The sequence below is a fragment of the Paenibacillus qinlingensis genome, assembly GCF_013204845.1.
Classification (GTDB): Bacteria; Bacillota; Bacilli; order Paenibacillales; family NBRC-103111; genus Paenibacillus_E; species Paenibacillus_E qinlingensis.
Map to the genome: position 1 here is coordinate 14212 of NZ_JABMKY010000001.1, position 12410 is coordinate 26621.

Below are 12410 nucleotides of genomic sequence, written 5' to 3' on the forward strand. Positions count from 1 at the left end.
TCCAGCGAAACAGTGAAGTGAACTACAGTGAAGTGCCTCATAAGATTCGGTATAAAAAAACGGCCACCCAAGGGCAGCCGCAACTTAATTATACGTAATTTTGAGGCCTAATTCTGCAGCACGCACCAGAGCTGCGTCAGAGAATTTCGGCTTTTTGTATTTGGCTTCGAACTCTTCCTTCGTCAGTGGTGTCCAATTGAAATCACGATTCTGGTACACCCACGTTTTCGTACCCCAATCCACATGAATAGTACGACTCGCTACCTTTTTCACAACACCAATTTCAAGAATAACACCTGTTTTACCAAAAAACTTTGCACAGTACTTCCCAACCATTTCACTCACTTGAAACATCCTCATTTCCATTAGTCAAATCACGTAGTATGCCAATAGCGATTACAAACGTATCCTCATTGGATTGAAATTCGTCCAGAAAGGATTTCCTGAAAATACGTTGGATCTCTTGCCCCAAATCGGCAACACTTATCTCTTCCATATGCTTAATTATATAAATGGTAATGCTGCGAGCTTCACCATCGTATTCATCTTCTTGATTTCCATCCTCTAACAATTGAATCGGATCCCACTGATCTAAATGATATTTCACAACGCCAATGATCGGCGAAGGGTCAAATGGTAAGGATGCTAAATACTTATTCTCTTTCCTAATTTCATTCTTTATACTCCAAAGCATATAATTTATCTTGGTCTCCTGCGATACCGCACGAAATTTCACAGAGATTGCCTCCTTTATTGGACACCAGCTTCATCTGCCGATTCCATCTTAATCAGAGCAATTCGCTGCAGTGTCGCACCTAGCAGTTTATCACGTATGCAGTTAGATGCCAACTTTTTATGATTAATCACGTAAATTATTAATGATATTAACTAAATCTAATTTCGTCTCTGCCAAGCGATTCCGATTGTCATTTCGATCCTCAGGCTCTACCCAACCAAAACCATCCCCTTTATATCTTGGAAAAACGTGAACATGTACATGCCCTAAATCATTGAATGTACCACCATTTTGGAGGATCGTAACGCCATCTGGTTGATAGCGTATTTTCAATACGCGCGACATTTTCATCACCGCTTTCAGCATAGCTGCGGAAGTCGCCTCTTCCATATCCTCTAATTCAGCCACATGGCGCTTGGGAAGCAATAGAACATGTCCTTCATTTAACGGAGCGATATCTAAGAAGCAGGTCAACCACTCATTCTCGTATACAACGTGAGCTTGAACTTGTCCGTTCGCTAACTGGCAACCTAAGCACGTATTTTCAATCATACACATTCATCCTTCCTGATCACAAGCTAGCATCATTTGCTACTTATCAATTCCATTCATCCCTTAAGTATACCTGCCCAAATAAAAAACAGCCCCTCAGTAGAGTGACTGCCTAGCAAACTGTTCAAGTTGAATACGTATAAAATCCTTGCCCAGACTTGCGTCCGAGTCGCCCTGCCTTCACATATTTCCTGAGGAGTGGACAGGGTCGATATTTGGAATCCTTGAACCCCTCGTAGAGAACCTCCATGATCGATAGACACGTATCCAACCCAATGAAATCAGCGAGCTCCAGCGGTCCCATCGGATGGTTCATCCCAAGCTTCATCACCGTGTCTACGGCTTCAACCGTTGCTACTCCCTCATATACTGTAAAAATGGCTTCATTAATCATTGGCATGAGAATACGATTCGAAACGAATCCTGGAAAATCCTGAACCTCAACCGGTGTTTTACCAAGCTCTTTACTAAGCTGAAAGATGGCATCGAATACAGTCTGAGACGTTTCAAGGCCACGAATAATTTCAATCAGCGGCATCACTGGAACCGGGTTCATGAAATGCATCCCGATAACTTGCGAGGGACGTAGAGTCGCCGCAGCAATCTCCGTGATTGGAAGTGATGACGTATTCGTTGCCAGAATCACATGAGGTGGACAGATCCCGTCCAACTTCTGAAAAAGTGCCGTTTTCCAAGCCATATTCTCAGATATGGCCTCGATCACAAGGTCAACCTTCTCAGCCTCTTCAATAACTTCCGTCGGTTGAATGCAGCTAAGAATACTTGCTTGGGATTCCTCCGTCAACCGCCCCTTCGCAACACTCCGTTCTAATTGCTTATGGATAACCAGCATGCCCTTATCGATCAAAGGCATAGATAGATCATGCCAAAGTACCTTGCGGCCTGCAGAGGCAGCCACTTGCGCAATGCCGCTCCCCATCTGCCCTGCCCCAACTACCATGATAGATTGTATGGACATCTTTCATCGCTCCTACGCCTCATTGAACCGAACTATTATCACCGATATGGATTCTCTGCTATTCCACACGCAGCAAGATGGCATCACCTTGCGCCGTACCGCTACAGATCGCTGCAATCCCATAGCCACCGCCAATTCTGCGAAGCTCATGGATTAAAGTAAGAATGATCCGTGTTCCACTAGCGCCGATGGGATGACCGAGTGCAATGGCACCGCCATTAACGTTAACGCGCTGTGTTTTCCACCCTAGCATTCTCTCGCATGTGAGCACGACAGCGGCAAAAGCCTCATTCACCTCGAATCGATCAATTTGATCCAGTGTCATACCCGTTTGCTGCAGCAACTTCCGAATCGCTAACGCAGGTGTCGTCGCGATATATGGTGCTCGCTCACCTACACTTGTATGTCCGAGAATCGTAGCGAGCGGAATTACGCCCTGTTCTAAAGCCGCTTCTCTCGCCATGACGACCAAAGCTGATGCACCATCATTCACACCTGGTGCATTCCCAGCTGTAATGCTGCCTTGCTTATCGAATACAGGGACTAATCCGGCTAACTTAGCTATATTCGTATCCGCTCGCGGTCCCTCATCACGATCCACAACAACGGCCCCCACTTGAACAGGTACGATTTCCTCTGCGCAGAATCCATTAGACATCGCTTGCAAAGCTAATTGATGACTGCGTAAAGCCCACTCGTCTTGCTCCTGACGTCCAATATTGTATTCAGCAGCAATACGACTGCCGTGAAGCACCATATGCACGTGTTCGAATGGACATGTCAGACCATCATGAATCATCAGATCGATCAGTCGCTGTTCGCCCATTCTAGCGCCCCAACGCGCATGTGTCGCCAAATAAGGTGCGGAGCTCATGCTTTCCATCCCGCCTGCCACAAGTAGCGACGCATCGCCTGCGCGGATAATTTGGTCAGCCATGGTCACACTTCGCAAACCTGAAGCACACACTTTGTTGATCGTCTCTGACGTCACATTCCAAGCAAGACCCGCCTTGCGAGCTGCCTGACGTGAAGGAATTTGTCCTGCACCTCCTTGCAGCACCATGCCCATGATGACTTCTTCGATCAATGAAGGATCCAGAGTCGCACGTCGTATGGCTTCCTTAATGACGATTCCCCCCAGCTGGGCAGCTGGGACATCCTTCAAAGCGCCGCCAAACTTACCAAACGGGGTTCTCGCACCGCCAACAATGACGCTTTCTCGCATACACCTCGCCCTCCAGTCCACACTCACGTCCACTTAATCAAACGTGCTATTGCTCTTCGCTCCTCATCCATTGTTGCTTCAACCATTTGGAGCATTTTCGCATCCCGCATGTACCGTTCAACGGGGAAAGCTTTCGTATAGCCATAGCCGCCGTGGATTTGAACAGCTTCAATCGCAACCGCCATCGCCGTATCCCCTGCAAATAGATTGGAATACGCATCTCCAACTCCACCCTGACTCTCACGCCAAGCGGCTTGATACGTGAGCAGCCTCGCAGCTTCAATGTGCGTTGCCATATTCGCAAGCTTGAATGCGATAGCCTGCTGCTGTGCTATTGGCTTACCGAATTGCTTGCGCGTCTTCGCATAGGCGATTGAAACATCCATCGCCGCTTGCGCGAGCCCAACCGCCAGTGCAGCGATGCCGCTGCGTGCGGAATCCAGGGTCTGCAGCGCAATCTGCAGACCCTCTCCTTCCTTCCCAAGACGATTCGCTATTGGAATTCGGCAATCTACCAGTTCAATAGTCATGCTAGGTGAGCCACGTAGTCCGAGTTTTCTTTCCTTTTGACCTAATATGAACCCCGGTGTGCCTTTCTCAATGATAAAAGCACTAGTCTCCTCCACCGGAGAATCATTGCCCGTCGATGCAAACACTACAAATACATCTGCTTCCCCTGCATGGGAAACGAAAAACTTCGTGCCTTGCAGCACGTAATTGTCCCCATCACGTGTCGCCCGCGTTTGCAGAATTACGCCAGGAGCCCCCGCAGTTTTCATACATTCAGACGATGTGTATGCCCCTAGCTTTTGCCCGTTTCCCATCGGTACTAGAAACAACTTCTTCTGCTCTTCAGTACCGAACATCGAAATAGCCGAACTTGCCAAAGCACTGTGCACGAAAAGCGTATAACCCATTGAAGCGCAAGCACGAGATAACTCCTCTAGAACCAAGCAATTCGTCAAAGCATCTGAGCCAAGCCCGCCATATAACTCAGACACCAGAATTCCTGCTAAGCCAAGCTCACCCATCATTTTGAATATATGGCGATCAAACCGTTCTTCTTCATCTCGAAGCGCCGCCGTTGGCGCAACCTCCCCTGCAGCAAAATCGCGCACCATCGTACGAATCATTTCCAATTCCTCTGAAAGGCTATAGTCCATGTGGAGCCCTCCCTCAAGCCGCTTGCACTTCTAGAGGTTGTTCAAAAAGTCCAATTTTGATCACGAAGTAGTCCATGAAGCGTATTCGACATCGAATATTGAATTCAGCCGGAACTTCCGGTGCTCACGTAGCTTCCACTACGCTCCGCTCCTCATTTCCTAGCTTCTTTCAATCTTCTCGGTGCTGAAAACCCGACTTTTTGAACACGCACTTCTAGCTCTTATCCTCCCAAGTTGATCGTGCAATAGAACCATCCAAGGCCTCATAATCTTCATAGCGAATCGCTTGATATAACTCACTGCGTGTTTGCATGTCAGCCAACGATCCGATCTGAGTCCCTTGCTCTCGAATCCCTTCAAATACTCGCTCATAAGCTTTCGCAGCGACACGTAAGGACGTAACCGGATAGAGAACCATCCGATAACCCCAGCTTTCAAATTGGGCTGCCGTGTAGTACGGTGTACGTCCAAATTCGGTCATATTGGCCAAAAGAGGCGCATCTACTTCCTTTCGAAAATGCTGAAAGTCCTCCTCACGCTCGAGTGCTTCTGGGAAAATAGCATCTGCGCCAGCGGCAAGATAGTGCTTGGCACGGGTAATGGCATCCGCCATGCCTTCTACTCCTTTCGCATCTGTCCGTGCAACAATATACAGCGTCGGGCTGACGGCTTTGAGCGTACGGATTTTTTGACACATTTCCTCGGTGGAAATGAGTTTTTTACCGCTCAGATGTCCGCATTTTTTCGGCATATCTTGATCCTCAATTTGCACAGCGGCAACTTTCGCCTCCACCATCTCCTTTGCTGTCCGCGCGACATTCAAGATACCGCCATAACCTGTATCAATATCAACCAGTAACGGAAGTCCCGATGCTCGAACGAGTTCCCTAGCTCGCTCTGCAACCTCGTTGGAATAAATGAGTCCCAAATCAGGCAATCCTCGACTAGCCGTATAAGCAGCACCTGATAAGTAAAGGGCCCCAAACCTTGCTTGCTTGGCGATTCTAGCTGCCATGCCATCGTGGGTGCCAACGATTTGGACAATAGGACCCGCTTCAACTAAACGACGCCACCCCGCAGCTAACTGTTCTTGACTCGGCTCCTCCTCAATCAACCACGACATAGTAACCTCCTGCCTCACTCAGCCGATCTGCCCAGCATTTCAAATGACGAAAAGCGACATATACGCAGCTACAGGTGTCTGAATAAGCTTCTCGTAATCGAGCGATAGCCTCATAATCTCTTCCGTTTGCTTTCTTGGGAACCGCGTTTGCACATTCGCTTTGAACTTATCGATCACTTTCGGCAGACCCTCCGCCCTCCGCTTGCGGTGTCCGATGGGGTATTCACAAACAATTTTTCCCGTTGACGTTCCATCCTTAAAATAAATTTGAATGCTATTCGCGATAGATCGCTTATCTGGATCCAGGTAATCCTTGCTGTACTGTTCGTTCTCGACAACAACCATTCGTTCTCGAAGTGCATCAATACGCGGATCACCAGCGATATCCTCTTCATAATGCTCCGCAGTCAACGTACCATAAAGCAGTCCGATGGCAACCATGTACTGCAAGCAATGATCACGATCCGCTGGGTTGTGCAAAGGACCTTTTTTATCAATAATGCGGAGCGCTGACCTATGAGTTGTTAACATAACTTTTGTTATGTCTCCTAAACGATCTTTTACAAGCTCATGAAGTGTGAGTGCGCACTCCACCGCGGTTTGTGCGTGAAACTCGGCTGGAAACGAAATTTTGAACAAAATATGTTCCATCACATAGCTGCTCAAGGGTCTTGCCAAAGTAAGTGTCTTGCCTTCGAAAAGCACATCTTGGAATCCCCAGTTCGGCGCTGTCAGTGCTGAAGCATAGCCCATCTCACCACCGACTGCCATCAGGGCTAAGCGAACAGCCCGGCTTGTTGCATCACCTGCAGCCCATGATTTCCTTGATCCTGTATTCGGCGCGTGCCGATAGGTGCGCAAGCTTGCTCCATCAATCCAGGCATTGGAGATGGCGCTGCATACCTCCTCCTTCGTCCCTCCCAGCATCACTGTAGCCACTGCCGTGGAGGCTATTTTCACCAGATGCACATGATCCAAGCCAACTGAGTTCAAACTATTTTCCAATGCGAGCACACCTTGAATTTCATGCGCTTTGATCGCCATCGTTAGAACATCTTTCATCGTAAAAGGGGTCAGCCCTTCTGCTATACGTTTCCGACTCTCATAGTCGGCAATCGCAAGGATACTGCCTAAGTTGTCGGATGGATGCCCCCATTCTGCCGCTAGCCACGTGTCGTTATAATCGAGCCACCGAATCATACAGCCGATATTGAAAGCAGCTTGAACGGGGTCCAATTCGTATCGTGTGCCAGGAACACGAGCACCTCCGATCACATCTGCACCCGGAACAATTGGACCCAGATGTTTCGTACAAGCTGGAAAACGCAGCGCAAGCAAGCCTGTTCCCAATGAGTCCATAAGGACATGATGTGCAATTAGATACGCTTCCTCACTCTCAATCTCGGCATGCAGGGCGTAATCTGCAATCTCTACAATAAGTGGATCGAAAATCATCTCCCTCTGAGCCCCTTCTCTAGACGTACTCATACGATCTCGTCCTCACTTTCTGAAAGCGCATCTCCCTGAGGAGGATGTAAATCTCGCTCACCTGTGTAACGAACACGTGGTCGGAAGAGGCGATTGTTCGCATGCTGCTCCATCACATGTGCACTAATGCCAACTGTGCGCGCTGCAAGAAAAACAGGTGTAAACAGCTCAATTGGGATGCCAAGCAAGTAATAGACAGGCGCGGCATAGTAATCCAAATTAGGATGCAGCCCTTTCTCAGTTCGCATCACATTTTCCCCACGTACACACATGTCGTATAACTCCTGTTGTTGGCATGCGGGTGCGAGTTTCGACAGTGCCTCCTTCATCAACAGCGCGCGTGGATCAGGTTTTCGCATATACACGCGGTGTCCGAAGCCCATAATGCGCTCCTTTCGAGCAAGCTTTGAACGAATCAACGCTTCCAAATCATCTTCTGAACCCGCTTCAAGCAGCATGTGCATGACCGCTTCGTTCGCTCCCCCGTGCAGCGTTCCTTTCAGAGAAGCAACCGAACCAACAAGCGCACCATAAATATCAGACTGTGTGGAGGCGATGACGCGCGCTGCAAAAGTCGAATTCGGCAATTCATGCTCACTATACACAATCAGCGATTGATCAAAAATCGCCACCTCCATTGGTGACGGAATCGTTCCCGTTATCATGTATAGAAAATTAGCTGAATAAGACAAGGTAGGATCTGGTTCGATCAGCGGCTGCTTCGTAATAGCCCGATAGCCATAGGCGACAATTTGTGGCACTTTGGCCAACAAACGTATCGCTTTACGTCCATTCGCAGCGGATGATCGATCATCGAGTTCGTCATCGAAGCTCGCTAACGCGGAAATACTCGTTCGCAGGACATCCATCATATCTGCCCGATCCGGCATCAAATGGAGCATCGCACGTACATTTGGCGGTAATCCATAAACCGCTTGAATCTGTGATTCAATCGCTTGACGCCTCGTCTCATTCGGTAATTCACCCTCTAACAGCAGTCCAACTACATCCAAATAGGTCATTTGCTCAGCAAGCTCCATCAGATCATACCCTCGAATCACGATTTCTTCCTTCTCCACATCGAGAAATGAAATGCTGGTCTCACTGGCTATCACATGCTCAAGTCCAGGTAAATAGTGATCACTCATGTTTTCGCTCTCCCTTCCTACGTGCTTTCAGAAAGCAGCAAACGCGAAATCACAATTCGCTGAATCTCATTCGTCCCTTCATAAATTTGCGTCACTTTGGCATCTCGCAGATACCGCTCTACCTTAGACTCCTTCAGGCAACCCCACACGCCACAGAGTTGTACAGCACGCAAACATACCTTAACAGCCATATCGCTGGCAAAAAGCTTCGCTATGGCAGCCTGCTTCCCATAGGAGAACCCCTTGCTTTTGCGCCAAGCGGCTTGATAGGTCAGCAGTCTTGCGCCTTCGATGTGCGTGGTCATCTCCGATATATGAGCATGGAATTGCTCCCCGCCGAGCCCGTTTGGGCGCGCTCCATAAGCAATAACAGCGTCCAAGGCCCCTTGGCCGATTCCTGTTGCCTGCGCAGCAATCCCGATTCGCCCGCCATCTAGACTTCGCATCGCGATGCGGAAGCCTTCGCCTTCCGGACCTAATCGGTTGTCCGCAGGCACGCTGCATGCCTCAAACCTCAACTCCATCGTGGTGGATGAGCGGATGCCGAGCTTATTTTCTTTCGTGCCGAAAATAAGCCCTTCCATGCCTTTTTCCACGATGAAAGCTGTACAGCTCTTCGACTTGTTCTGTGCATCCGTTATAGCAAAAACAATATACACCTCCGCCTCCCCGCCATTGGTAACGAATAGCTTGGAGCCGTTAAGTACGTAGGCATCCCCTTCCTTCGTTGCTGTCGTGCGCATCGCACCGGCATCAGAGCCGGACTCGCTTTCCGTTAGACAGTAGGCGCCGAGCTTTTTCCCTTGTGCCATGGGGAGTAGATACGCTTGTTTCTGCGCTTCTGTCCCATACGTATGAATCGCCCAACTAGCCAGCGACGTATGCACGGAGAGCATCACCCCTGTTGACGCACAGACACGAGAAAGCTCTTCGATCACCATCGCATAGGTGAGAAAATCGTAGCCTGCTCCGCCGAATTCACGTGGCCAAGGAATTCCCGACCATCCAAGCTCACCGATACTGTCGAAAATATCTCGATCAAACCGTTCAAATTCATCCCTTTCGTCAGAAGTCGGCTCCATCTTCGCGAGTGCAAACTCACGGACTTTTGCCCTGATATTTTGCTGATCTTGGGTATAAGAGAATTGCATGCGACGACCTCCTTCGACGTGTTCATGCTGCTCTCACTGGATTGGCCGAGGTTGATTGGGTCGATCGTACTTCTTTGGACAAGTTGTAAACGCTTTCAATATATGTTATATATACACGCTTTTGTTAGGCATTAGACTGTGCCGCGGCAAAAAATGATCTATTCATGCTGTCCATTGCCTTTTAACCTGCATGACTATCATTTTCCCTTACCACTAACCGTCGCTCCGTTAACCGCACTTCACATACCACTTAAAACTTATCACTCTTGAACGCGTTTAAAATCTTGTTGCAGCCAACTATGGGTCCATTGACACTAATCAGCACCCAGCCTCCTCTACTCTTTTACCCTGAATCCCCCCTCACCTCCTATCTCCCTCACCATTAATCAACCTCTCGCCTCCTTATCTCCTTTACCATCAATCAACCTCTCGTCTCCTTATCTCCTTTACCACCAATCAACCTCTCGCCTACTTACCTACTTTACCACCAATCAACCTCTCGCCTACTTATCTGCTTTACCACTGCACGCCCCCCAACGGGGATTAGATGGAAAACATACAGTTAATTCAGCGCTAAATTTGATTTAATAATGATTAGATGGAAATTATGTTGTTAATTTTACAGTTTTCATTGTTTCTGCCCGTTCTGGACCAAATTAACGTCAGAAAATCCAGTTATTACATTTTTCATAACAAATACAGCTGAATTAGCTGTACATTTTCCAGTTAATTGCATTTTTTCGATACCTTGTAATCGAAATGCAAAACATAAAAAGAGGAGCAGTGATCTGCTCCTCTTTGCCTAACTTTTTTCAATCTTTACTCCGATTTCATCACAACACCAGTTGGCAATACCCGCTCAACATGCTCACGCAGTGAAGTATTCGTATATAATTCTTCGCTGAAAATCGCAATAATCCCACTGTCCTCACGGGTTCGAATCAATCGGCCCATCCCTTGTCGCAATCGGAGCAGCATGTATGGAATATCCACTTCTTCATAAGGAGAAGCAGATGCTTCACGCTTCGCGTTAAATACGGGGTCCTGTGGAGGAAACGGCAGCGCCCAGACAATGACATTGGATAGTGATGGGCCTGGAATATCCAGCCCCTCCCACAAGCTAACGGCAGCCAACACACTGTGCTCATTCTCTTGGAACGAGGCGATCACATGCGAGATTTCTTGATCTCCTTCATAGAAGAAGGTTAAATCCATGCAATCCGAACGCAATGCCATCTCTTTTTTGAAACGCTGCAATTCCTGATGTGTCGGGAACAAAATAAGCGCTCTGCCTTCTGTTCTTTTCAACAAGCTGGCGGCTGAAGTCATCTTCTCTTGGAATGTTCCGCCTTCCGTGAAGCGTGGAGCAATGACCTCCATCCGTTCCGCGTAGTCATACGGTGAGTCAACCGAGAAGGAGAGATACTTCTCCAAGCCTAAGCTGTTCGCCACATAGTCGAAGCTGCCTTCCACTGAAAGTGTCGCCGAGGAGAAGACAATCGGCATTTTAGATGAAAAGACATACTCCTTGAGCACTTCCTTCACCGTTCTTGGCATAACCACAAGACTGAGTCCTGTAATACTTTCTGTTGCCCAGCAAATGAAAGAATGATCATTACGGAATAACGCAAACGCCTTCTGCATCATCTCCAAGTGCTCTTCAACAATTTTAAGCTGATAGTCGTTAAGGGTAAACATCTCCCCTTCAAAAACGAGCTCCTCTTCGATCTCGGACAAAATATCACAGAGCGTATGAATCTCTTTTTTCAAGAGATCACTCATGACGATTTGTTTACGGTCAGAGCCCGCAATCGGGCGACAACAACTTTCCAACACTTCAAACATTCGTTCGCTTTGCTCAATCGCACGATCAATACAGACGGCTAGTGTTTCACGAACTTCCCCTTTTAACAAACGAATGACCAATTCCTCGAACACCATATGCTTCAGCTTATAGGTCAACGCCTTTTGAGCAGCGGATTCCATCAAATGTCCTTCGTCAAACACAACGGTGCAATGATCCGGTAATAGTGGCAGCTGCCCTTCACGTTTTCTTCCATCATATGTCCATACATGCTCCATATAGAAATCATGCGAACAGATGATTAAATCTGCCGACTTCCGGTATGATTCACGTGACAAGGTTTGTCCACAACGATGCCGCTTATCACACACAAAACAGTCTTGATATGCATCCCAGTTCATCCGGTGCCATTGTTCATCGTTTAGTTGCGGATAATTTTTGCGATCACCGTAGGCATAGAACGTTTGTAGTGCTTCACGCGTATGCACAAAATCAGGAAGTCCCTCGTACACCTCACGGTATAGCCCCGTATCTTCATGACCGAATCTGGCCTCATCTAGCTTGACCAAACAAGCATACTGATCTGGTGATTTTGCAAGTCGTGCATCGATTTCCATATTCAAATGGCGAGCAATTTTATCAATATCCCCGCCAGGCTTCACAAGTTGCTCGATGAGTGATTCATCAGCACAAGCAATAATGGCCGGCTTCTTCGTAAAGCGTGAATAGCATAGCGCATACAATAAATAGACTAACGTTTTGCCTGTTCCAACGCCAGCTTCCGCAAAAATCGTCTGCTTCTCCGCATAAGCCCGCTCTAGCTGAAACGCCATGTAAATCTGTTCATCCCGAACCTCAAAGCCCGCTTCAGGCAAAATGTCATAAAAGATATCCGCAATCCAGTCGGACACCTGCTGCATATATGGCTGTGCATGATCATATGCAAATGGATATCGTCCCACGTGTGTGCCCCCAACCCTCTAAGTTAAGAATCAAACTTGTATTATCTCATGAAAGTTGGTTAAAAGCAAAAAAACGAAC

General features: G+C 47.8%; 11 protein-coding genes. All 11 read right to left on the minus strand.

Annotated features, from left to right (window positions below):
• Nucleotides 1–84 precede the first annotated feature (84 nt).
• Nucleotides 85–345, minus strand: coding sequence for a hypothetical protein (locus HQN88_RS00100; RefSeq protein ID WP_173108216.1), 261 nt, complete (start codon nucleotides 343–345; stop codon nucleotides 85–87).
• The gene (locus HQN88_RS00105; protein ID WP_173108218.1) at nucleotides 338–736 is read right to left on the minus strand and encodes a DUF1871 family protein; all 399 of its coding nucleotides are present in this window, start codon (nucleotides 734–736) and stop codon (nucleotides 338–340) included. Before HQN88_RS00105 ends, HQN88_RS00100 begins: the two co-directional genes overlap by 8 nt.
• A gap of 123 nt (nucleotides 737–859) precedes the next feature.
• Nucleotides 860–1288: an HIT family protein gene (locus HQN88_RS00110; protein ID WP_246319986.1), complete on the minus strand. Its 429-nt coding sequence runs from the start codon at nucleotides 1286–1288 to the stop codon at nucleotides 860–862.
• A 124-nt stretch (nucleotides 1289–1412) separates the two neighbouring features.
• The gene (locus HQN88_RS00115) at nucleotides 1413–2267 is read right to left on the minus strand and encodes a 3-hydroxybutyryl-CoA dehydrogenase (protein WP_173108222.1); all 855 of its coding nucleotides are present in this window, start codon (nucleotides 2265–2267) and stop codon (nucleotides 1413–1415) included.
• 58 nt (nucleotides 2268–2325) lie between these two features.
• On the minus strand, nucleotides 2326–3492 hold the full coding sequence (locus HQN88_RS00120) for an acetyl-CoA C-acetyltransferase (RefSeq protein WP_173108224.1): 1167 nt from the start codon (nucleotides 3490–3492) through the stop codon (nucleotides 2326–2328).
• A 23-nt stretch (nucleotides 3493–3515) separates the two neighbouring features.
• Entirely contained in the window at nucleotides 3516–4655 is a 1140-nt protein-coding gene (locus HQN88_RS00125) for an acyl-CoA dehydrogenase family protein (protein WP_173108226.1), read from the minus strand.
• A 214-nt stretch (nucleotides 4656–4869) separates the two neighbouring features.
• Nucleotides 4870–5778 (minus strand): methylisocitrate lyase, encoded by a 909-nt coding sequence (gene prpB / locus HQN88_RS00130; RefSeq protein WP_173108228.1) that lies wholly within the window; start codon nucleotides 5776–5778, stop codon nucleotides 4870–4872.
• A gap of 39 nt (nucleotides 5779–5817) precedes the next feature.
• Nucleotides 5818–7266, minus strand: a complete 1449-nt coding sequence (locus tag HQN88_RS00135; RefSeq protein ID WP_173108230.1) for a bifunctional 2-methylcitrate dehydratase/aconitate hydratase — start codon at nucleotides 7264–7266, stop codon at nucleotides 5818–5820.
• The gene (gene mmgD, locus HQN88_RS00140; RefSeq protein WP_173108232.1) at nucleotides 7263–8414 is read right to left on the minus strand and encodes a citrate synthase; all 1152 of its coding nucleotides are present in this window, start codon (nucleotides 8412–8414) and stop codon (nucleotides 7263–7265) included. The genes HQN88_RS00135 and mmgD overlap by 4 nt, the downstream gene beginning before the upstream one ends.
• A gap of 17 nt (nucleotides 8415–8431) precedes the next feature.
• On the minus strand, nucleotides 8432–9565 hold the full coding sequence (locus HQN88_RS00145) for an acyl-CoA dehydrogenase family protein (RefSeq protein ID WP_173108234.1): 1134 nt from the start codon (nucleotides 9563–9565) through the stop codon (nucleotides 8432–8434).
• A gap of 819 nt (nucleotides 9566–10384) precedes the next feature.
• Nucleotides 10385–12331, minus strand: coding sequence for an ATP-dependent DNA helicase (locus HQN88_RS00150; RefSeq protein WP_173108236.1), 1947 nt, complete (start codon nucleotides 12329–12331; stop codon nucleotides 10385–10387).
• Nucleotides 12332–12410: the final 79 nt, after the last annotated feature.